General features: G+C 46.9%; 20 protein-coding genes. 14 read left to right on the top strand and 6 right to left on the bottom strand.

All coding sequences use genetic code 11. The annotated features are described in order from the left end of the window. Positions 1–316: RsmE family RNA methyltransferase (locus KKE17_09435; protein MBU1710212.1), on the top strand; the 316-nt coding region annotated here is incomplete at its 5' end. A gap of 13 nt (positions 317–329) precedes the next feature. Then, positions 330–779, top strand: coding sequence for a D-tyrosyl-tRNA(Tyr) deacylase (dtd, locus tag KKE17_09440; protein MBU1710213.1), 450 nt, complete (start codon positions 330–332; stop codon positions 777–779). On the opposite strand, the gene KKE17_09445 is transcribed toward dtd, so the two are convergent. Then, on the bottom strand, positions 771–956 hold the full coding sequence (locus KKE17_09445) for a hypothetical protein (protein ID MBU1710214.1): 186 nt from the start codon (positions 954–956) through the stop codon (positions 771–773). The two genes, dtd and KKE17_09445, sit on opposite strands and share 9 nt — an antisense overlap. Before the next feature lie 192 nt (positions 957–1,148). Here KKE17_09445 and KKE17_09450 point away from each other — a divergent pair, with 192 nt between their 5' ends. Then, positions 1,149–1,826, top strand: coding sequence for a PilZ domain-containing protein (locus KKE17_09450; GenBank protein MBU1710215.1), 678 nt, complete (start codon positions 1,149–1,151; stop codon positions 1,824–1,826). A gap of 15 nt (positions 1,827–1,841) precedes the next feature. On the opposite strand, the gene KKE17_09455 is transcribed toward KKE17_09450, so the two are convergent. Next, on the bottom strand, positions 1,842–2,312 hold the full coding sequence (locus tag KKE17_09455; GenBank protein MBU1710216.1) for a DUF721 domain-containing protein: 471 nt from the start codon (positions 2,310–2,312) through the stop codon (positions 1,842–1,844). A gap of 285 nt (positions 2,313–2,597) precedes the next feature. Between KKE17_09455 and KKE17_09460 the strand changes: the two genes are divergently transcribed. Both KKE17_09460 and pyrE read left to right on the top strand, forming a co-directional pair. Continuing rightward, positions 2,598–3,482 carry a DUF4438 domain-containing protein gene (locus tag KKE17_09460; protein MBU1710217.1) on the top strand — a complete coding sequence of 295 codons (885 nt, stop codon included), beginning with the start codon at positions 2,598–2,600 and terminating at the stop codon, positions 3,480–3,482. A gap of 15 nt (positions 3,483–3,497) precedes the next feature. Next, positions 3,498–4,049 (top strand): orotate phosphoribosyltransferase, encoded by a 552-nt coding sequence (pyrE, locus tag KKE17_09465; protein MBU1710218.1) that lies wholly within the window; start codon positions 3,498–3,500, stop codon positions 4,047–4,049. Between the two features lie 378 nt (positions 4,050–4,427). On the opposite strand, the gene KKE17_09470 is transcribed toward pyrE, so the two are convergent. After that, the gene (locus tag KKE17_09470; protein MBU1710219.1) at positions 4,428–6,422 is read right to left on the bottom strand and encodes an RNB domain-containing ribonuclease; all 1,995 of its coding nucleotides are present in this window, start codon (positions 6,420–6,422) and stop codon (positions 4,428–4,430) included. A 280-nt stretch (positions 6,423–6,702) separates the two neighbouring features. Between KKE17_09470 and era the strand changes: the two genes are divergently transcribed. After that, on the top strand, positions 6,703–7,614 hold the full coding sequence (era, locus tag KKE17_09475) for a GTPase Era (protein ID MBU1710220.1): 912 nt from the start codon (positions 6,703–6,705) through the stop codon (positions 7,612–7,614). 37 nt (positions 7,615–7,651) lie between these two features. Here the strand turns inward: era and KKE17_09480 are convergent, their stop codons facing one another. Next, entirely contained in the window at positions 7,652–8,089 is a 438-nt protein-coding gene (locus KKE17_09480; protein ID MBU1710221.1) for a hypothetical protein, read from the bottom strand. A gap of 203 nt (positions 8,090–8,292) precedes the next feature. On the opposite strand from KKE17_09480, the gene prs reads away from it, so the two are divergent. Next, positions 8,293–9,225 carry a ribose-phosphate diphosphokinase gene (prs, locus tag KKE17_09485; protein ID MBU1710222.1) on the top strand — a complete coding sequence of 311 codons (933 nt, stop codon included), beginning with the start codon at positions 8,293–8,295 and terminating at the stop codon, positions 9,223–9,225. Between the two features lie 274 nt (positions 9,226–9,499). Here prs and KKE17_09490 read toward each other — a convergent pair whose 3' ends face one another. Then, entirely contained in the window at positions 9,500–9,826 is a 327-nt protein-coding gene (locus KKE17_09490; protein ID MBU1710223.1) for a hypothetical protein, read from the bottom strand. 147 nt (positions 9,827–9,973) lie between these two features. Then, positions 9,974–13,051 carry a response regulator gene (locus KKE17_09495; GenBank protein MBU1710224.1) on the bottom strand — a complete coding sequence of 1,026 codons (3,078 nt, stop codon included), beginning with the start codon at positions 13,049–13,051 and terminating at the stop codon, positions 9,974–9,976. A 311-nt stretch (positions 13,052–13,362) separates the two neighbouring features. Between KKE17_09495 and KKE17_09500 the strand changes: the two genes are divergently transcribed. The 7 genes from KKE17_09500 (at position 13,363) to KKE17_09530 (ending at position 21,903) form a co-directional block, all read left to right on the top strand. Next, the gene (locus KKE17_09500; protein MBU1710225.1) at positions 13,363–14,841 is read left to right on the top strand and encodes a glutamate--tRNA ligase; all 1,479 of its coding nucleotides are present in this window, start codon (positions 13,363–13,365) and stop codon (positions 14,839–14,841) included. Positions 14,842–14,852: 11 nt separating this feature from the next. Then, the gene (locus KKE17_09505) at positions 14,853–16,541 is read left to right on the top strand and encodes a glutamine--tRNA ligase/YqeY domain fusion protein (GenBank protein MBU1710226.1); all 1,689 of its coding nucleotides are present in this window, start codon (positions 14,853–14,855) and stop codon (positions 16,539–16,541) included. Positions 16,542–16,730: 189 nt separating this feature from the next. After that, positions 16,731–18,521: a glycosyltransferase family 39 protein gene (locus tag KKE17_09510; protein ID MBU1710227.1), complete on the top strand. Its 1,791-nt coding sequence runs from the start codon at positions 16,731–16,733 to the stop codon at positions 18,519–18,521. After that, on the top strand, positions 18,514–20,043 hold the full coding sequence (locus KKE17_09515) for a glycosyltransferase (protein ID MBU1710228.1): 1,530 nt from the start codon (positions 18,514–18,516) through the stop codon (positions 20,041–20,043). The genes KKE17_09510 and KKE17_09515 overlap by 8 nt, the downstream gene beginning before the upstream one ends. Beyond that, positions 20,040–20,213: a hypothetical protein gene (locus tag KKE17_09520; protein ID MBU1710229.1), complete on the top strand. Its 174-nt coding sequence runs from the start codon at positions 20,040–20,042 to the stop codon at positions 20,211–20,213. Before KKE17_09515 ends, KKE17_09520 begins: the two co-directional genes overlap by 4 nt. A gap of 167 nt (positions 20,214–20,380) precedes the next feature. After that, positions 20,381–20,842, top strand: a complete 462-nt coding sequence (locus tag KKE17_09525) for a MarR family transcriptional regulator (protein ID MBU1710230.1) — start codon at positions 20,381–20,383, stop codon at positions 20,840–20,842. After that, positions 20,839–21,903 (top strand): efflux RND transporter periplasmic adaptor subunit, encoded by a 1,065-nt coding sequence (locus KKE17_09530; protein MBU1710231.1) that lies wholly within the window; start codon positions 20,839–20,841, stop codon positions 21,901–21,903. Before KKE17_09525 ends, KKE17_09530 begins: the two co-directional genes overlap by 4 nt.

Genomic DNA, 21,903 nt, shown 5'->3' on the forward strand with positions numbered 1-21,903 from the left:
CCTTGAAAGCATGAATCCTCAGAATTCTTTACTGTTTCTCATCGGCCCTGAAGGCGGTTTCAGAAAAGATGAAGTTGCGCTTGCCACCCAAAACGGCTTCAGCTCCGTAACCCTTGGACCGCGTATACTGCGGGCCGAAACCGCAACCATCGCCGCCATGGCGATACTCCAGTTTATGACAGGAAACTTATGTAGATCAGTGAGGAGTGAGGAGGAATGGATGAAATCATTCAAGATATACCCCTCACTCAAAACCCAAGTACTACCTTTGACTTGTTCAGGGGTAATGACTTGTAGTCATGGATTCAGGATTTAGTAAGAGGGAGTTGATGCGAGCAGTCGTCCAATTAGTCAGCAAAGCAAAAGTCACTGTCAATGACAAAACCACAGGAGAAATCGGCCAAGGGCTTCTTGTCCTTCTGGGCGTGAATCAAAACGATTCGGAAAAGGATGCCGCCTACCTGGCGGAAAAGATAATCCACCTGCGGATATTTCAGGATGAAAACGGTCTGATGAACCGGTCGGTCCAGGACGTCGGCGGTTCAGTCCTGATCGTTTCGCAGTTCACCCTTTTCGGCGATTGCCGCAAAGGCAGACGACCATCTTATTCCAAGGCCGCACCCCCGGAAAAAGCTAAGCATTTATATGAGTTCTTCACCAGGCAGGTTCAAGAAATGGGGATCAACACCGCAACCGGTGAATTCCAGGCGATGATGCATGTGTCGCTGACCAACAACGGCCCGGTGACTATTCTGCTCGATTCTGAAAAACTATTTTGATCCTGTATCACTCAGACAAGGGTTTTCGGATGCAATTGCCTTATTTGTTTTGCGCTTTTGATACGTTACGATCAGCTCCATCCCGGCGGCAAGCAAACGGAGACTCCTTGCCAGAAACACAATACTGCCGGCAACAGCCACACCGATCAGGATTTTTTCAGTCAGTGTTTTTCCCATAATCAGTCATTCCCATTTTTGCATGGCACAATCTGCAGGTTGAATAATCCTATACACCTGTAGAGTACAGCATCACCAACAGCTTGACAAAAAGAAATGCACCCAGTAGAAATAAGTAGATTTTTCAACAATTATGAACGGCTGATCCTAATGATTAAGACACTTACCCTCAACAGGTAAATTCATTCCATCATGCGTCGAGTCTGGGCAGAATCTCCTGAAACAATCACTCAAGAAATCAACTTACTTATTGATGATCAAACCCGCCTGAATTTCTGCCAGAAAACCGCTCCCAATCAGGTTGTATTCCTCAGTGCCATTGAACCAGACGACTCCGGATCATGCATCAAACTTACGAAAAGGAATGCCTTCGGTATCAACCCGGGCGAGTGTTTCCTGTTTTACAAGCGGGTAAACCAGCTGATGCGGGGTTTTAAAAGCCTTGTCCTGAACAATGACCGGAAAAATATTACCGCATCTCTGCCCTCGGAAATATTTGAAATTCAACGCCGCAAACACCCTCGCCTGACAACTCCAGGCAACTCCAGAGCTACCTTCATCCCCGATGGCAAACAAAGGCTGATAACCTGCAGAGTACTCGATGTCACCCTTGACGGCGCAAGACTGGTAGGAAACTTCAGTAGCAGCATAAAAAAAGATGATATATTGAAGCCCCTTTCACTATCGCTCTGCCTGCGCTATTCCGACCTTGAACACAAGATCAATATCACCCAGGCCCGGGTTGCCTGGGTTGCCGAACGCAGCAAGGACCAGCGGCTCATGGGGGTGTACTTTACCGAGCAGAACACCGACCTGGAACAACTGAAACATTATCTGCATCTGCGGCTGCTTGAAGATAAATCGGCATAGATATTCATCAATTAACTATTCCTTACCGGAAGTCTCAAAACGGACCCATAAACGACGCATTGTTTTTTTCATATCCTCGTCATCAATCATCGCAAGCATCTGCTCAATCTCAGTAAGACGCTTTTTATCCGGCTGTTTTTTTCTCTCCGGAAGTTTTTCAGGCGGAGTTTCCGAATGGAGTCTGTCGGTGAGTGAAAACCTGATATCGGTGAGATCTGTTTTCCCGTCAAGTCGTTGATTCACCTGCTCAAGGATCATGGTTTTTTCATAGACAAGCTGCTGCATCCAGACCGAGTCCGTTACATTCACCCACAAGGTTGTTCCACGAATCAGATACGGCTCGGCATGCTCGGCCACCTCCTTGCCAACGACATCCTTCCAGAAACCGAATACACCATGCAGATCAACCCGGTCACGCCACCCCCTGTCCTTAAAAATACTCTTCAGCAACAGGGCGATCTCTGTGGGCTTGTTGGATAAAGACATCAAATGTTCCTTCGTTGTAATTTTGAAATAAAATATGCGGATACAGTCAACTTATAACCAAGTTGAGAGATTTTTGCATTTACTGAAGATGCAAGGAAGATATTGTTCAGCTATACTCTGGCATGCTGGACAACAGATGACACAGCAGGTTCGGTGAAGGCGAAAATCACTTTTTATCAAATACTAAACAACCCTTGCCACTTTGCAAAGAAATCTGTATACAATTGCCAACAAAAAAATGTAATGGGTCCGAATCATCAGGGCCTTTCAAAATGGAGAAATTTGATGTTAAGAACCAACAAGGACAAATTGATCCGCCAGTCAGTCATCGGTGAAATTACGTCCCCCCTCGGCGGCGTAAACCCTTACAGAATAAACCCTGACGGTCATTCTGATGTCTACCCAGGCGTCGGCGGCATCACCTATAATGTACGAATCGGTGACCCGGCCTGCGGCCTTTTTGCGGATCACGTTGAGCCGGGAGTGAGTATCAGCAATTTTACTCAGTTCCAGGGGCAGCCCGGACCGAACCGCGCTCTGAATATCTTTTCCTGCGCCGGCAACACCGCTACCGTGGCAACCGGAGATGCCAAAGGGAAAATCGGCATGGTCACCGGCAAACACGGCGGCATCGAACATGTACTGATTGATTTTGAGCCCGAAGTCCTTGAGCAACTGGTGATCGGCGATAAAATCCAGATCAAAGCCTTCGGCTGCGGCCTGCAGATCCTGGATTATCCTTCCATCAAAATAATGAACCTGGATCCGGCGCTTCTTGAAGCCATGAAGATTAAAGACCTCGGCAAAGGCAGGATTCAAATTCCGGTGACCCACACGGTCCCGGCAAAGATCATGGGCTCAGGGATTGGTTCAACCCACAGCCACAGCGGCGATTATGACATACAGTTATTTGACCAGCCCACTGTCAGCGAACATGGCCTTGACGGCCTGAAGCTCGGTGATTTCATCGCCATCACCGATGCGGATGCGACTTACGGCAGGATTTATAAAACCGGTGGCATTGTCATCGGTATTGTCGTACACTCAGACTGTGTTCTTGCCGGTCATGGCCCCGGGGTCATGGTGGTCATGACATCCAAGGACGGACTGATTGTCCCGAAAATCGACAAAAAGGCAAACCTCAACATTTTCTCGAAACTCACAAAATAATTACAAGGAATCCCCGTGGACGACCGACAACGTTTAAAAGAACTGCTCCTTGAAAAATCCTACCGCAAAGGAACCTTCAAACTCTCATCCGGCAGGGAATCTGATTTTTACATCGACGGCAAGCAGACCACCCTTTCCGCTGAAGGCGCCTATCTCTGCGGCAAACTGATATTTTCTCTGATCAAGGAAAACCCGTCACCAATTGACGCCGTGGGCGGCATGACTCTGGGAGCCGACCCCCTGGTTACCGCAGCTTCATTAGTCAGCTATCTGGAGAAAACCCCCATCCCGGCATTCATCGTCAGGAAAGAATCCAAAAAACACGGCACCGAAGATTATATTGAGGGCAGAAGCAACATGCCCCAAGGGATTTCAGTGGCCCTTCTTGAAGATGTTGTCACTTCAGGCGGAACCTTGATTAAGGTCATTGATCGAGTTGAAGCACAGGGATATAAAGTCGGTCTGGTAATCACCGTTGTCGATCGGCAGGAAGGGGGCGCCGAGGCCCTTGCCGAAAAGGGTTACACGCTCAAGAGTATTTTCACCAGAGAAGAGCTCCTAGCTTGATCCGGTTCCCGGCAGCACAAAGTATTCAGACAAATCCATCAGGGTTCATAAGAAAATCATGCAATGCAAAGAGTGTAAAGGCGAACTCCAGGTGGCAAGAAGCTGCCGCAGAGTAAGAATGAAATGCAGCAAATGCGGCAAAGAATATTTTATTCATGAAGTCGCGGACCAGCTGGATCCTGAGACCGAAGAAAAACTCTCCTCGTATACCTCGATCATCTATGACTGATAAGTGAGGAGTGATGAGTGCTGAGTGCTGAGTGCTGAGTGCTGAGTGCTGAGTGCTGAGCTTAATGCTCCCATCGCACCTGTCAACAACGTTTCTCCCAACTTTTCACTATTCACTATTTACTCGTCACTATTCACTCGCTTCTCAAATCACCATTCAAGGCGCAGGTCATCGTCCAAGGCACTGACCTTGGCAATTCTCACAGAAAGAATATCCCTGAAATCCGGATGTACCCCTTGATTGGCCGGAAGACTTCCTTCAAGCAGCGTGTCGAGAAGCAGAACCTGAACGCGCCGCGGTCCCGAATCAATAACCATGGCATCCACCCTGCTGCCGACAAATTTCTCATAATACTTATAAAGCCAGTAGCGATGCCGCAGTTGTCTGACCAGATTCACCTTGGTCTGTGTTGCCTGGATGGCCCGTGAAAAATCCTTCAGATCATTGTCTGGAAACAACTCTCCTTTCCCTTGCAACAAGGCGCTGATCTGGTGCTGCATGACCAGATCCAGAAACCTTCTGATCGGTGAGGTGACCGTGGTATATTGCATAACACCGACGCAACTGTGCGGCTCCGGAGTAGTCAGCATTTTTGCCGGCGACAGATATTTTCTCTGTCGATAAATCGTATACAGGTCTTTTTCATATCCCTGGATTAATCTTTGCCGCGGCTCTTTCTGCGCCCTGAACAACCCGTGCACCTGCCGGTCGGAAACAAACTGCGCGCCGATTGAGTTGGCCAGCACCATGAACTCGGCGATCAGCGACCTCGAAGGGGTATCGACCTCAGCAAGCCGGATATCCACCTCATCCTCATTAACACTGATCACCACATCAGGGATGGGCAGCAGCAACGCCCCGGCAGCAAGTCTTCTCTGCCGGAGTTTATTGGCAAGCAGCGAAAGACTTTTCAATGCCGGATCAGTATCCATGAGTCCGTCTGCTTCCGGATAACTGAGCTGCCTTTTCACCGACACAATACTTGAGATTATATCGAAATCCAGCATCTCGCCTTCTTTGGACAATAAAACCATAAAACTCATTGCTGCCCGGGACTCACCACGTTTAAGACTGCAAAGGTCTTCGGAAATCGCCCCTGGCAGCATGGGCACACGGCTTTCCGGAAAATACAATGAAGTAATGCGTTTTAATGCCTCTTCAAAAAGCGGGCTGCCGGGTTTGATAAAATGCGCCACATCAGCGATATGAATTCCCACCAGAAAATTGTCAGCCTTTTGTTCGATATGAAGCGCGTCATCAAAATCCCTGGTTTCCGCACCGTCTATGGTAAACAGGTTGAGATGCCGCAGGTCCTTTCTCGACGCTTCGGCTAGCAGTTGATCCTGCCGAACCACACAATCAGCGATGCTCTGCAGGGCCTCATCGGAAAATTCGCAGGGTATTTCATAGCGCAGCAATGGAATATTCTCGTTTGCTTCCCATATCCCGGCATTTACCAGCAGATAATAGACATCGTGGGGATTGTTAAGACCTGCGCGCTTCAAAAGCTCGCGCGCCAGATCACTTTCCTTTGCCTCATTGCCGAACAGATAGAAATCCTTAAGCAAATCCAGGCAACGCTCTTTTTCAGGCCAGCTTTCCTGGTCATTCGCCTTCCCTTCAAAAAGGCCGCGCAGCATCCGCGCCCCGCTGTCAAGCAATGCATCCTGCTGTTTTTCTTTATCAGCTTTGAGCTGCAGTTGTTCAACAATCTCCCGGGAGTGGACAATTATCATGCCTTCCCTGAATTTAAAAAACAGTTTATCGATGAATATACAGCGCAAAAAAGCAGCTACGTGATCATCGCTGGCACGTTCACCAAAACTCAGTTCAGTCAAAAACCTTGGATCAAAAGCGTCGTTTTTCTCTTCAACGGCAAGGGACCAAATTTCTTCAAGATCTACTTTCGCCATCATCTCCAGACGTTTTTGGGCGATTTCCTGAAGTTGGCGGATCATCTCATCCCTGGTCATATTCAGGGAATATGCCTTGTCTGAATGATATACCACCCGTGCGGCAGAGAGGCTTACGTCGCGGCCGTTCTTATTTAAGAGCTGCAGTTTATTGCTGCTGTCTTTCAAGACTATTGCGCAAATCATCTTGCCATGTTCAATGTATTCTATAATTTTTCCTGCCAGGGACATGCGGGAGACCTTGAATTGGGTTTTACAGATGCTGCCGGAACTATGGAAATCAATACTGATGGCATGAATAAAACTCTAAAAAAGAGTGGCTCGATGTTACAACAATAAAATGTTTTGTCACCAAATTCCCGTGTGCATCTCAGCAAAAAAGGATAAAATAGCTTTTCATCCCAACAAAAAACTGCACAATATTGACAGGGAAAAGACATCACCCTGATACGAGAAAACTGGTATGCATTATGACAACGATCAAAATAATAACTAATTCACGACGATTTCTATGACCATAAATAACTCCCATACCGAAACAATAAAATCAGGTGTAGTTGCGCTGGTGGGTCCGCCTAATGTCGGCAAATCCACATTACTCAATGCCCTCATGGGCCAGAAGATATCCATCGTTTCGCCGAAGCCGCAAACCACAAGGAACCGCATCCTGGGAATTTTAAATGACCCGGGGTATCAGATTATCCTGATGGATACTCCCGGACTGCACACCGCCCATAGTCCTCTCAATCTTGAGATGGTAAAAATCGCCATGGACTCATTAAGTGAAGTGGACGTCATCCTCTTCATGATAGATGCGACTTTTCCTCTGCCCAAAAAAACTTCGACATCCCCTACCCGATTCCTGGAAAAAGTCACAAAACCGGCCATTCTGCTGATCAATAAAATCGACAAGCTGGAAAAAGGCCTCCTCCTTCCCCTGCTCACCACCTATAAAGAGATTTACCCGTTTACTTCAATGCTGCCGGTCTCAGCACTTCACAATGACGGTACCGGCCTGATTATCGATGAACTCCTTAAAATTTTACCCGAAGGCCCGAGACTGTACCCCGAAGACATTCCCACCGACTCCACCGAACGGTTCATTGTCGCTGAAATAATCAGGGAAAAAATCTTTCTCTTGACCGGCCAGGAAATACCTTACTCCACCGCTGTGACCATTGACATGTTCCAGGAAGAAGAGTCCCGGAACCTGGTTACCATCGACGCAACAATCTATGTCGAAAAAAAATCACAGAAAGGCATTGTCATCGGTAAGGGAGGTTCCAAACTCAAACAGATCGGCAAAGCCGCCCGCGAGGATATTGAAATTCTCCTGGCATCAAAAGTCATGCTTAAACTCTGGGTCAAGGTCCAGAAAGACTGGACAAAAGATCCGCGATTCTTGAAGGAATTGGGGTTTTGATGTGGGGGGGAAAATCGACTGAATAAGCCTTGCTGACCTAGACTTTCATTTTAGCGATCAAATTCGGATGGACGGAATATATTTCTTCAGAATAGATACCCAGGAGGAGTGGTTCTTTTTTCACGAGTTCGGCAAGACGCATTCTCAATTCCTGGCGATACTGCCATTGAGAATGCTCTGCTGAAAAATTCTTGAAAAGTCCTTCAGCCTCATCACGGACTGTCCGGGGGAGTAGATCCTGTTGCGATTCAAAGGGGAAAGATTCCGCAAGTCTGGTAAAATCAAGATACGTGCTTCCATAGAGTTTAAGGGATGCGGCAAGAAAAGCCATGAGGGCAGCGCCGACCAAAAAATCTCCGCGGGAATGCACAAAGCCGATAACCAGTAAAATCCAGACACTTGCAGAACAGGCAAGATAAAGAATATAAAAAAATCTTCCGATAAATTTCCAGGATTCATTTAATTCGCGATACATTTCATTTCTCCTGTTTTACTCAATACAACGTCGGCCATGAATCTAATTAGTCGAAAGTCTCTTTCTATTTTATCCGAACATTATTATCATGGAAATCAGTCCAAATTTCGAATACATAAAGGGTCTCATGGGAGAGCCCATTAAATTATTACGACACCTTTTATTATAGCAGAATAGAAGGGAAAAAAACAAGCGAGACATCTATGAAAACCACAACCCCTGACAACCTGGTGATCATTTCCAATCGGGCATCCGCGGATCTGGCCAGAAAAGTATCGGAATCACTGGACATACCATATACCGAGGTAATCCTGAAACAATTCCAGGACAAGGAAGTATACCACGCTTTTCCCCTTAAAATGGCGGGCAGGGATGTGGTCATTATCGGCAGCACCCCTGATGACACTGCGCATCAGGAAGTTATCGACCTTATAGACGGCAGCCACTACTGGCGGGCGGATTCAGTCAATGTCATTATTCCTTTTCTCGGATATTCGACTATGGAGCGAGCCAAATCAGGCTCAGGTGAAATCCCCAAAGGGATTACCAGAACTAGACAAATATTCAGGTCCAATCCGACCTTTGTCGGGTTTATTGATCTGCATTCCGAGGCCGTCTTACATGCCCATTCAGGAAAAATACGCACCAAACATCTCCAAACCGATAAACTTATCGTCGACAAAATAAAAACTATCGGTAACAAAGACATTGTGCTGGTTTCCCCGGATTACGGCCGCAGCAAATGGGTGGCAGGGCTGGCCAGTATGCTTGGCCTACCCCATACCGCCGCCGACAAGGACCGGTTCGACACAGATCAGACCATGGTTCGGCAGGTATCAAGCGTTGTGAAGGGAAAAACTGCGATAATCTGTGATGACATGATCCGTACCGGCGGCTCGATCATCCAGACTGCGGAACGCTGCCTGCAGGCCGGCGCTCTCGAAACCATGATCATGGCAACTCATCTGGTGCTGTGTGGTGACGCAAGAAAGCGGATTCAGGAAGCGGGGATCGGCAGAATCATCGGCTCGGACACTTATCCGAATGTCAAAAGCGACTCGCTTCTTGATGTTTATTCCGTTGCGCCCCTTATCGCCGAGGAACTCATTAAACTGCTGGGGGTAAAAAACCTGTAACTTCTTTTAAATGTTTCCATTATGCACTGCTATACAATCGGGCAATTGCATACTTTAGACGAACATGTTGAAACCTCGCTGCAACCCGAAATCCAGCCTTTTTTTCTCACCGGTGTTTTTACAACTGCAAGATCTCAAGCAAAATGAAGACTAAGAGGTAAGGGAATACATTAATTTTCCTGAGATGTTTCTGGATAATGCGGGCGAATGATGGACAGATCCTGGCTGATCGGAGAATTCCGAAGATAAAATTCCACATGCGAAAAAACAATTTTCAGATTACGACATCCACTCTGGACTGACGTCCGCTACGCGCTCCCTGGTCCTCAACTGAACGATTATCCCGGGTCCTGTTTTCATCGGTGACGTTGCGGGTCCGATTAAGGTCAGCGCCCTGGTCCGCTGGAGCAACCGGTCTGTTGCTTTCCGTTGAAGCGGCCGACAATGTTGTCACTACTGCAGCACCTACCTCGCTGGTCTGACTAGTATCCGCCCGACTTTCAGTCTTTTCTGCGGTTGCGCCTGCTTCTTCGGCCGTGGTCAGGCGTTGTTCCCTGGTGGTTGTGGAAACGGTATTAAGGTTTGCGGGATCTACTACCATGGTTCACCTCCCATATGAAGGGATTAAAGCTTATTTGAACTATAGTTAAATAGTAGTTCTTCTGACAGAAAAACACAAATTTAAAAAACTTCGTGCTTTTTCAATGATTATTCCTCCGCTTTTCCGGGATGAAAAACCAAGAGAACATCATTGGTCGGCATGGTGGGTGTCCTTGGGGAATACCCATTTGCCCAGTGTCGCAAAAACAATATCCCTTTTAATCGGCTTGGTCATGTAATCGTTCATGCCGGCTTCAAGGCATTTTTCACGATCGCCTGTCATCGCATGGGCAGTCATCGCAACGATGGGGATTTCACTCCCGGATGCACGGATAATCCTTGATGCCTCCAGGCCGTCCATGACCGGCATCTGAATATCCATGAGAATCAGGTCATAATCCTCGGGGGTTGCTAGAAATCTATCAACAGCTTCCTTGCCGTTGTTGGCGATTTCTACTTTGTATCCGGCTTTTTGAAGCATCAGCAATGCAAGTTTCTGGTTGACCAGATTATCCTCAACCAGAAGAATTTGCATTCCATGCTTCAAGTCTTCAAGAACGGAATACTGGGTGAAAATATTTTCATCTTCAAGGGTAACCTGATCTCTCTTCTCTTCTGCGGATCCCAGAATCCTGCCGATCATCTGAAACAGTTTTTCCTTGCGTACCGGCTTACTCAGATACCCCATAAAGCCCGACTCCTCACATTTTTTGGCATCCATGAGAGAAGACAGCGCCACCAGCGGCAGGCCCTGCAAATAGGCGTCTGTGTTTTTCTTGATTTCCTCTGCAACTTCATGTCCGGTTATTTCCGGCATCTGGACATCGAAGATGCAAAGGTCAAAAAAATTGCCTGATTCTTGCTCTGCAAGGAGTGCCGGGACCACATCACGCCCTTTATCAAGACTGAGAACGGTCATCCCACCAGCTTCCAGCATATGTGTCAGAATTCGCAGGTTGGCCTGGTTATCATCAACAACCAGAATATTCCTGCTCTTGAGTAACTTCGTGTTCCACCTGCGACTCTCCTTCTGTTCAGACTTTTTCAACCACGCAGTAAAATGAAAAATACTGCCTTGGTCTTTTTTACTCTCAACCCAGACATCCCCCCCCATGAGGCTTGATATCTTTTTGCAGATGGTCAATCCCAGACCGGTGCCGCCGAACCTCCTGGTCATTGAGCCATCCGCCTGTTGAAAAGGATTGAATATCGTCTGGACTTTGTCATCCGGAATACCTATCCCGGTATCACGAATAGTAGTATGTATCCTGATCCTGCCTTCTTCCTCTTGATCAACAGCAAGAGAAAGCTCAATCTCTCCTGCACTGGTGAACTTGACTGCATTGCCCATCAAATTGGTAATGACCTGCCTGAAACGGGCCGGGTCACCTTTGACCAATGCGGGAAGGTCGTCGGCGATATGACACAACAGTTCAATGGGCTTATAGTCAACTCTTGGGCGGATAAGGTCAGAGACGTCATAGGCAAGAAGTTCAGGGTCAAAATCAATTTCTTCAAAACTGAGTTCTCCTGCCTCGACTTTTGAAAAATCGAGAATGTCGTTGAGTAATGAAAGTAATGCCTCGCCGCTGTTTTTAATGGTTCGGATATAATCAAGCTGTACGGCATTGACTTTTGTATCGATGAGCATGTCCGTAAAACCTATGATCGCATTCATCGGTGTCCTGATTTCATGGCTCATATTAGCCAGAAATTCACTTTTTGCCGCAGTTGCCCGCAAGGCCTTTTCTTCCGCTTTTTTGCGTTCGGCAATCTCCTTTTTGAGGTTTTCGTTCACCTTGTCCAGTTCTTTGGTTCTTTCAATAACCCTTGCTTCAAGCCCCTCATAAAGATCGGCGTTTTCAAGAGCGATAGAGGCCTGGTTCACCAGAGTGTGCAGGATGTCAAGATCCTGCTTTGTATAAATCCTGCCGGAAGCCTTTTCGCCGACAATCAATATGCTGCTCAGCATGCCGTCGATAAAAATCGGCGCCAGAACTTCCCCCCTGATGGGTTTAAGAATTTTATTGATGAGCGCAATGTACTCCTGATCCGGGCCCTCGATAAAGGTGTCCCGGTAAAATATCGTCTTGTCACGTTCAATGAGTCCTATGAGGGGCGAATCGGACGGAATATTGATGGTGCGGATGGTATCGTCTCCGCCTTTCGGATGCACCCGCCATAATGTGGAAAGAAATGATTCCCTTCGGCGAGTCAGCAACACCGTGTTTATGGGATCAAAGAGCATCACCACCGTATCAAGAATAAAATTTTTGATGGCAGCAGCTTCCATGGGATTTGACAGGCGGTTACTGGCCTCCTTGACCACTTCGGTGTAATCATAGCCGCTGCCCAGAAACGATGCGTCGATGGTTTTTTGAATCCGGTTCTGGATCGGTGCGAAAAGAAATGCCGCAACAAGTGCTGCAATCGCTGTAGTGGCAAAGGAATCAAGGCCCACCACATGGGAAAACGTTCTGGTGAAAAACAGGACCAGTATGACAAATAACCCGCTGACAACCGCCGCTGACAAAGAAAAAACAAGTGTTTTCCTGAACACCAGGTGAATGTCCATCAGATGATGCCTGAAAATTGCGTAGGTCAGAACAAAGGCGTAAAGGGTTATGCCCGCGTTCCCCACTGGAATGAAAACATCCACATGAAACATCGGCAGAAAAATCAGCGTGGCGCCGGAAAACCCGAAAGAAAAACCCAGGAGATTGTAAAGGGCCTGGACCCGCTTATGGCCATGGGTTGTGCTGAAATAACGGATGAGCTCAAAAAAGCTGAGACCTACAAAGAATCCATACAAGATGATTGCCAGGACGTATTGAGGGGTTGCATCAATAAAATAAATCCCCTGGAAATATCGCAGTTTGGCAATGATAAGATTGGTGGCACACAGCAAGAAAAGGTAGATGATAGCCTGGGTATAAGCCACGAAAAGCAGTTTCGGCCGCTTGATCGAACAGAACAGACAGGTCAGATAAAAAAACACCGGCGCCACAAGGACTCCGCCAATATGGGCGGCCTTCCACCCGAGAAGCGCATGTTCTTCATTGGTCGCGGTTCCGACAATCACCTGCCCCAGACACCAGATGCCCACGACCAGATTAAACAGGGAAAGAAACTTATGGATTCTTTTTGTGCCCCAGAAAAATGTAAAGGCAGCAAGAGGCAGGCAGGTGATGACAACCGATAAACTGGCAAGGGTAAACAGATTCATTCATTCTCCGGCTGGGGAAAAAGCTGTCTTTTCCTGCAGAATTCGCCATTAAAAGCCCTGTAAAAAAGTATGCCAAACTATTTTTTACTTTATATGAGCTTTGACAGCATAATACATTTTAACAGTTTTTCCCTCTATGTAAATACCAGGTTATAGAAAATCCCTCTAACTACAAAGCTTGCCATGGAGATTTTCGGGGATTTATCCTGTTGATTCTATGATGGAAAAGGTATATAAAGGTTTGCTTTATAGAACGCATCAAGCAAAACCTTCCGCCACAATTTTTCGGATTGAAGATATAAGGAGAATCAATGTCTGAAGTAAGAGTCCGCTTTCCACCGAGCCCCACCGGCTATCTGCATATTGGCGGCGCAAGAACCGCCATCTATAACTGGCTTTTTGCCAAAAAGCACAACGGCAAATTGATATTGCGGATTGAGGATACCGATGTTGAAAGATCGAGCCAGGGTTCCATCGACGGAATTATTGAAGGTCTGGAATGGTTGGGCATTGACTGGGACGAAGGCCCCTATTTCCAGACAGAATTTTCCGCAGAACATGTTGCTGCCGCCAACCGTCTGATGGCCGGGGGACACGCCTATAAATGCTTCTGCACCAAGGAGGAGCTTGACGCCAAACGGGAAGCCGCCCTGGCAGCCAAGCAACCGGTAAAATACGACGGAACCTGTCGGAACCTTACCCCGGAACAGGTGGCCGAAAAAGAAGCTGCCGGCATTCCGGCGGTGGCCAGGTTCAAGGTTCCGGATCGGAGCGGTTCGGTGGGCTACGACGACAAGGTCCTGGGGCGCATTGAACAAGCCTACAGTGAAATTGCCGATTTTGTCATAGTGCGTTCCAACGGCAAACCGCTCTATCTCCTCTGCAACGTGGTTGACGATATCCGGGACCGGATCACTCACATCATTCGCGGCCAGGACCATAAGGACAATACCAACCGACAGGTCCTGCTTTATGAGGCCCTGGGCGCTCCGGTGCCGGTCTTCGCCCACATGCCGCTGACCATGGACCTCAAAGGCGCCAAGATCTCCAAGCGCAGCCACGGCGAGATAGTCGCGGTGCAATTCTATAAAAATAACGGCTTTATCCCCTGGGCCCTGGTGAACTTCCTGGTTCTGCTTGGCTGGGCGCCAGGCGATGACCGGGAATTTTTCTCAAAAGAGGAACTGATAGAGGCCTTCACCCTGGAACGGATCAACAAGTCAAGTTCCATCTTTAATCACCACAAAGACGATCCGAAATTTTTCACCGATGCCAAAGCGATAAATATCAATGCCCATTATCTTCGGACCATCCCCATCGAGGAACTTGCCCCCATGGTCAAGCAGGAATTAATCGGCCAGGGATTGTGGGATGACCAATATGACAGCGCAAAAAAAGACTGGTTTCTGAAGACTATTGATATGATCCGTGAACGGTTTCATACCCTTAAAGACTTTGCCGATTCGGGCCGCGCCTTTTTTGCCGATGATTTCGTAATCGACGAAACAGCTTTCAACAAAAACGTCGTCAAGTATCCCGAACTCAAAGAGTGGCTGCCCATGCTTGCCGACCGTTTTGACGCATTGCCGGAGCTCACTACGGTAGAGGCGGAACGGGTTGCCAGAGAATTTGCCGAAGAACTGAATATCAAACCCGGCATTCCCATCAATGCCTGCCGGGCGGTGATCACCGGACAGATCAAGGGGCCGAGCATGTTTGAAATTTTTGAGCACATCGGCAAGGAAAAGGTTGTTGCCCGACTTCGTGATGTGGCAAAGTATTTTAAATAAAGAGACCAGAGATGACTAACGAAACCCCCTCCAAAGATTTTATCCGCACGATCATTGACCAGGACCTGAAATCCGGCAAACATAACGGCAAAGTGGCCACCCGTTTTCCGCCCGAGCCCAACGGTTATCTCCATCTCGGCCATGCAAAATCAATCTGCCTCAACTTCGGCATTGCCCTGGAAAACGAGCACGGCCAATGCAATCTGCGCTTTGACGACACAAACCCCACCAAGGAAGAAGTTGAGTATGTCCAGTCGATAATCGAAGACGTCAGATGGCTTGGATTCGACTGGGAAGACCGGCTGTTCTATGCCTCTGATTATTTTGAAAAACTCTACGAATACGCCATCCACCTCATCAAAACTGGAAAAGCCTACGTCGACGACCTGAGCGCCGAGGAAATCCGCAAACACCGCGGCACCCTCACAGAGACCGGCCAGGAAAGCCCGTACCGTGACCGGCCCATTGAAGAAAACCTTGATCTGTTCGGGCGCATGCGTGCCGGTGAATTTCCCGACGGCACCCGGGTTCTGCGTGCTAAAATTGACATGACATCCGGCAACCTGAACATGCGTGACCCGGTCCTGTACCGAATCCTGCATGCCGAGCATCACCGCACCGGCAGCAACTGGTGCATCTACCCGATGTATGATTATACCCACCCGATTTCAGATGCACTGGAAGGAATCACCCACTCGCTGTGCACCCTGGAGTTTGAAGACCATCGACCGCTCTATGACTGGACCCTGGATACTATTCCGGCGCCCTGTCATCCGCAACAGATTGAATTCGCCCGGCTGAATCTCACTTACACGATTCTCAGCAAGAGAAAACTGATTCAACTGGTAGTTGAGGGACATGTCAACAGCTGGGACGATCCCAGAATGCCGACTATCTCAGGGATCAGACGACGGGGTTATACCCCGGAGTCCATCAGGAATTTCTGTGAAAGGATCGGGGTGGCGAAACGCGACAGTGTGGTGGACGTTGCCCTTCTTGAACACAGCATCCGCGAAGACCTCAATGAAACTGCGCCCCGGGTCATGGGCGTCCTGCAACCCCTCAAGGTGGTCATCGAGAATTATCCGGACAATCAGGTTGAAGAATTCCAGGCGCCGAACCATCCGGCAAAGCCCGAAATGGGTACCCGCGTGGTGCCTTTTTCAAAAACCATTTATATTGAGCAGGATGACTTCATGGAGGAGCCATCCAAGAAATTCTTCCGCCTGGGTCCAGGCAGGGAAGTGCGGCTGCGTTGTGCCTATCTGGTCACATGCCGGGAAATAATCAAGAACCATGACACCAACGAAATTATTGAAATCCGTTGCACATATGACCCTGAAACCCGCGGCGGCTCTGCACCGGACGGCAGAAAAGTCAAAGGGACTATCCACTGGGTTTCAGCACAGCATGCCGTTCCTGCCGAAATGCGACTGTATGACCGGCTCTTTACCGTGGAAACCCCCGGGACTGACAAGGAAAAAGATTTTAAGGAATTCCTCAACCCCGATTCTCTTGATATCCTCACCAATGCACTGGTAGAACCAAGTCTTTCTGAGGCGCAGCCAGGCTCCCGCTATCAGTTTGAACGCCAGGGCTACTTTTGCGTTGACGCCAAAGATTCCAGAGAAGGCCACCTGGTCTTCAACCGCACCGTCACTCTGCGTGACACCTGGGCAAAGGTAGCTAAAAAGGAGTAAAGATGTTATTGGTAATCAAACCCAACCAATACTTTAACTGTATTTCTTAATGTGAAATCACAAACAGCCTCTCATAATTCCTTCTTCACCTCTTTCTCTAACGACTTTAAGTGGCTCAATAACATTCCACCTTGGTTCGATTACGTATTTCTCAGCCTTTTATCAATTGAAATGCTTCTCTGGTCATGGATGACATGGCCTGATCCAAGAATTGATTTTGGCAGAGAGCTTTACGTTCCGTGGCAAATACTCGAGGGCCGTCATCTTTATGTTGCTTTAGCCTATCATAACGGGCCTCTTTCACCGTATCTGAACTCCTTATGGTTTTTTCTTTTCGGCACCAGCCTACGAACATTAGTTCTTTGTAATTACATGATCCTCTTGGCAACTTCCTGGATCGTATATAGAATTTTAAAAGAGATAAGCGGCAGACTCGGGGCAATTTTTGCCAGTTCGACTTTTCTTCTTTTATTCACTTTTGTAAATTTTACCCAAACCGGTAATGAGAACTGGTTAACGCCATATTCCCATGAAATCACTCACGGCATTTCATTGTCGCTTTTGGCGCTGTTTCTATTCAATCTCTCGATAATGAAGAAGATGTCAAAGTACTATGCCGGGGCTGCTGGTTTCTTCCTCGGTCTGGTTTTTTTGACAAAATGTGAAGTTTTTGCGGCGGCAATTTCCGCGTTTCTCTTTGAATTTATCCTGTTGTTCATTTCAAAAGAACACAGAAAAAAATCAGGCGGAATCCTTTTATGTTTTTTTTCCGGTTTTATTGCGCCCCCACTCGTTTCATACATTTTTTTCTTGTCAATTTCATCTGCAACCGAGGCTTTGCAGGGAGTATTAGGATCATGGATGTACGTCTTCGGGCAGAACAATCTGGAATCACCTTATTTCAGCAGGAACATGGGGTTCGATAAACCTCTTCAAAATATTATCAGGTTGTTAGAGGTTGCTTTAAGCTATGCTGCAATTTTTTTGTGCAGTATCTCGATAGCATTGATCAGCCGGAAACTTACTAAGTTTTGGCATACAACAATTGCCATCATAACATTTGTCCTCCCGGTAATTTTACTATGGTTTTTCAGACAGAACATCCCATGGGACTCCATTTTTTACCCCTTGCCGCTCATCTTGGCTTTCGGGATATTAATAACTCTTTTTCAAACCTATTCCCCAAAAACAAAAAACACATCGCTTAATAACTCTCATTTTTTGCGTACCGGCCTTTTTGTTTTTGCTTTTATCCTTCTTCTGAAAATAATTTTAAAAACAAGAATACATTATTCTGGTTTCGGGCTTGCCATGCCGGCGACCCTTCTTCTTGTGGTTTTATTATCAGAATGGCTGCCGGCTTATGTAAAGAAAATAGGGGGTTCCGGACGAATATTTGCGGCCCTTTCAACAGGAATATGGACAGGTATAATCATTTGCTATTTGACCTTTGCACATTTCATCATTACTTCAAAAACTAATATTGTTGGTTTTGGAGCCGATTCATTCTTTGCCGACGCCAGAGGTATTCCCATCCAAAAAGCTCTCAACGGCATATTAGAGCACGTCGAGCCTGACAAAACTTTAAAAGTGGTACCCGCAACTGAAATACTTAATTATCTCTCACGAAGAAAAAATCCTTTGCGGTATGGAAACCTCAATCCGCACCAAGTTCATATTTTCGGTGAACACAACATCCTGCAAGACTTCAAAAACAATCCTCCCGATTATATTGTTCTTGCAGACGATCATTTCAAAACGTTTGGTCACAGTTATTTCGGTCAAAGCTATGCCCAGTCCATCAGTCTTTGGATTTCTGACAACTATAAATATGTTGCATGGCTTGCCCCCGCCCCCCCTTTTGCCAACGCACGTACCGATATTCTGCTGTTTGAACGCACTGAACCTCCATCAGAGGATAAAATAGCTAAGACCCTATTCACTTTTGAGCAGTTCTCGCAGGAAACAAAGCATGATTAATAAAAGTGACAACTTTCAAAAGACAACGCTTGTTTTCGTTGTGGCGTATCATGCTGAAAATCATATTGAATCGTTATTTGAGCGCATTCCAGAATACCTTTTCAACAACACTAAAATTCACTTTCTTGTCATTGATGATGCATCTTCTGATAAAACAGTCGAATTGGCAGCCAACTGGACTAAACGACATGGGATTCACAATGTGTCGATACTCCAGAATCCAGTCAATCAAGGCTATGGCGGAAATCAAAAACTCGGCTACCGCTATGCCATAGACAACGGCTTTGATCTTGTTGTCCTTTTACATGGCGACGGACAATACACTCCTGAATTATTGCCTGAATTCTTAAAAATCCGGGAAGAAACGGGTGCTGATGTTATTCTGGGATCACGAATGGTTAATATCAAGGATGCCCGGCTTGGTGGCATGCCGTTTTATAAATTGATTGGGAACCGAATCCTGACCGGATTCCAAAATCTTCTCACCGGAATGAAACTTGCCGAATATCATACCGGTTACAGGGCCTATTCAACCAGATTCCTTCAGTCAATACCCTTTGAAATCAATACAAACGACTTTCATTTCGATACGGAAATCATCCTTCAGGCTCATTATATAAATGCTGAAATTGTTGAATTTCCAATCCCGACTCATTACGGAGACGAGAAATGCCATGTTAATGGTTTGAGATATGCCTTAAAAATCATTCTATCTACAACGAAGTATGTCTTGCACCGTATAGGAATGATGTGTTCGCTCAAATACCGCAACATCAAGCAGGTTGTCTATTCGGACAAAAAAGATCACCTGTACTCGTCACACACCAAAGCCTTACAAATCGTCAAGGACAAAAAGCCCAAAACTATACTTGATGTCGGATGCGGCCCAGGGTTTATAGCTAGACATTGTGAATCTTTGGGAGCAAAAGTAACTGGCCTGGATTATAGAGAACCCCTTCAGAATATGATGAGCGAGTTTATAAAAACCGATCTTGAGCATGGAGAATTCCCGGCAGATGCTTTCAAATATGATCTCGTCCTTTTGCTGGACGTTCTTGAGCACCTATCCTTCCCTGAACAACTCCTTCTTGATCTGCGCAATAACAGTCAATCCCTAAAAAACGTCGAAGCCCCTCTTACAGTAATTTCGACACCAAATATTGCCTTTATCGGGATACGAATTAACCTCCTGTTCGGACGATTCAATTATGCAGAACGGGGAATCCTGGACATCACCCACAAACGTCTGTTTACTCGTTCCTCCTTAAAAAGAAGCTTGATTGACAGCGGATATATCATAGAGAAAATAATGCCTATCGGTGCACCTTTTCAAGCGGTGATATCAGGCTGGCTCGGGAAATCTCTAAGTACAATTTCAAACCTGCTGGCGAATCTGTGGCCAACAATGTTTGCCTTTCAGTTCATGGTCCTTTGCAGACCCCGCCCGGGCATCAAGCAGATTTTAGAACAAACGAAATCTTCCTTCGGAACCGACCAAACGACCCCAAAGTCTCGTCTTTGAGCAAAACACAGGTTAAACCAAGTCTTGCTGACACTAAAAGCGGTTCACGCTATCAGTTTGAACGCCAGGGCTACTTTTGCGTTGACGCCAAAGATTCCAGAGACGGGCACCTGGTCTTCAACCGCACCGTCACTCTGCGTGACACCTGGGCAAAGATCACCAAACAGTGATAACGATAACGCTCCTCCGGTCCACTCTGACGCCCATCGCTCAATAAAAAATCGCACATAACTCTGTGTAAAAATCCACTTGACAAATTAATTAATACGCATATTATTGCCTGGTCAACTATTAATGAGTTGATGATTCACGAATCAACAATCCAGGAGTCAAGAAAATGACATGCTGCAAAGAAGATTCACTTGCGCGTCAGATATATATCACTTCTCAGGAGATGCGAAATTTCGCCGAAAAAGTACTCAAACCGTATGACCTCACCCTTGAACAATTACATCTCTTAAAAAATATGCCCGCGGAATCCGGCCTGTCCCAACGGGAAATCTGTGATGCAGCAAATAAAAACCCGGCCAACATGACAAGAATCCTGGACCGGCTTGAAGCAAAAGAACTGGTGATCCGCAGAGACAATCCCGACGACCGTAGGGCCTCACTTGTCTTTATCACAAAACAGGGTTCATCCCTGGTAAGCGAAGTGCATACGGTTTTTGATTCTTTCTCAACCCGACTTCTTAATGGAATCTCCGATAAAGATCAGACCCAGGTGATACGTTCTCTTGAAAAAATCTCCAAGAATCTAAATGCAATGTCTGCTGACATAGAAAACCAATCCAACACATGAGGTGCATTGTGCAGAAAATAATCATACTACTATCAGCAATCAGCCTGTTCTTCAGCGCCACCGTCCTTGCTCAGGACCCCCCTCCGGCAAAAGTGGTCACCACAAATATCATCCTGAAGGAAATAGCTGAAAACAGATCGTTTATCGGGCTTCTCTACTATGAACGGATAAGCCATGTTTCCTCGGAAGTCTCCGGGCTTGTGGAGAGCATCCAGGTGCGCGAAGGCGACCATGTAAAAAAAGGCTCGGCCCTGGTTCATCTTAACACCGAGATGCTTGATAAGGAAATAACCATCCAGCAGACAAGAATCAAACAGATCGAACTGCGTATCGAACAGACCGCAAAAAACCATAAAAGGCTCGATGGACTCTATCGCCAGAACGGCGTCAGCGAAAAGGAGTATGACGACACTTTCTATGCATATCAGGACGCCATCATTGAAAAATCAACAGCAGAAGAAACCCTTGGCAAACTCCTGATCCAGAAGCGCAAAAGTATCATTAACGCCCCCTTTGACGGGGTGGTTCTTGAAAAAAGTGTCGATATCGGCGACTGGGTACAACAGGGCAAACAACTGGTCCGCCTCGCCTGCACCGATGATCTCTTTGTCCGAGTGCCGGTGGCCGAAAATTTATTGCAGTATAGTTCCGTTGGCGACGAAGTGACTGTAATGATTAATGCTTACAAAAAGGAAGTCGCCGGGAAAATTTTCGATATCGACCCTACAGCCGACGCCAAGACCAAGAATATCTTCCTTAAAATAAAAATCCCGGTCATCGAAAAAATCGCTGAAAACATGTCGGCAACGGTTTTCGTGCCCACCAGCTCCAAAAGAAAGCTTGCGATCATTCCCAGGGATGCGTTGATAAAATTCCAGGGAAGCGATTTCGTCTATTCCATTAAAGACGGCAAGGCGGCGATCCTGCCGGTGAACATTGTCTCCTATCTTAATGGTACCATCGGCGCCGACAATCCTTATTTTGAGCCGGGCATGCCCGTGGTAATTGAAGGCAACGAACGTCTGCGTCCTGATCAATCAGTAATAGTTGTCGGAGAATAA

It is taken from the genome of Pseudomonadota bacterium (assembly GCA_018823135.1).
GTDB lineage: Bacteria > Desulfobacterota > Desulfobulbia > Desulfobulbales > CALZHT01 > JAHJJF01.

What these genes read in the sequence shown, in the direction of transcription:
- dtd (MBU1710213.1), top strand. Translation starts at nt 330, where the DNA reads ATGCGAGCAGTCGTCCAATTAGTCAGCAAAGCAAAAGTCACTGTCAAT.
- KKE17_09490 (MBU1710223.1), bottom strand. Translation starts at nt 9,826, where the DNA reads ATGGTAGTAGATCCCGCAAACCTTAATACCGTTTCCACAACCACCAGG.
- KKE17_09450 (MBU1710215.1), top strand. Translation starts at nt 1,149, where the DNA reads ATGCGTCGAGTCTGGGCAGAATCTCCTGAAACAATCACTCAAGAAATC.
- KKE17_09515 (MBU1710228.1), top strand. Translation starts at nt 18,514, where the DNA reads ATGATTAATAAAAGTGACAACTTTCAAAAGACAACGCTTGTTTTCGTT.
- KKE17_09525 (MBU1710230.1), top strand. Translation starts at nt 20,381, where the DNA reads ATGACATGCTGCAAAGAAGATTCACTTGCGCGTCAGATATATATCACT.
- era (MBU1710220.1), top strand. Translation starts at nt 6,703, where the DNA reads ATGACCATAAATAACTCCCATACCGAAACAATAAAATCAGGTGTAGTT.
- KKE17_09505 (MBU1710226.1), top strand. Translation starts at nt 14,853, where the DNA reads ATGACTAACGAAACCCCCTCCAAAGATTTTATCCGCACGATCATTGAC.
- KKE17_09470 (MBU1710219.1), bottom strand. Translation starts at nt 6,422, where the DNA reads ATGTCCCTGGCAGGAAAAATTATAGAATACATTGAACATGGCAAGATG.
- KKE17_09500 (MBU1710225.1), top strand. Translation starts at nt 13,363, where the DNA reads ATGTCTGAAGTAAGAGTCCGCTTTCCACCGAGCCCCACCGGCTATCTG.
- KKE17_09445 (MBU1710214.1), bottom strand. Translation starts at nt 956, where the DNA reads ATGGGAAAAACACTGACTGAAAAAATCCTGATCGGTGTGGCTGTTGCC.
- KKE17_09480 (MBU1710221.1), bottom strand. Translation starts at nt 8,089, where the DNA reads ATGTATCGCGAATTAAATGAATCCTGGAAATTTATCGGAAGATTTTTT.
- KKE17_09530 (MBU1710231.1), top strand. Translation starts at nt 20,839, where the DNA reads ATGAGGTGCATTGTGCAGAAAATAATCATACTACTATCAGCAATCAGC.
- KKE17_09455 (MBU1710216.1), bottom strand. Translation starts at nt 2,312, where the DNA reads ATGTCTTTATCCAACAAGCCCACAGAGATCGCCCTGTTGCTGAAGAGT.
- KKE17_09460 (MBU1710217.1), top strand. Translation starts at nt 2,598, where the DNA reads ATGTTAAGAACCAACAAGGACAAATTGATCCGCCAGTCAGTCATCGGT.
- KKE17_09495 (MBU1710224.1), bottom strand. Translation starts at nt 13,051, where the DNA reads ATGAATCTGTTTACCCTTGCCAGTTTATCGGTTGTCATCACCTGCCTG.
- KKE17_09510 (MBU1710227.1), top strand. Translation starts at nt 16,731, where the DNA reads ATGACATGGCCTGATCCAAGAATTGATTTTGGCAGAGAGCTTTACGTT.
- prs (MBU1710222.1), top strand. Translation starts at nt 8,293, where the DNA reads ATGAAAACCACAACCCCTGACAACCTGGTGATCATTTCCAATCGGGCA.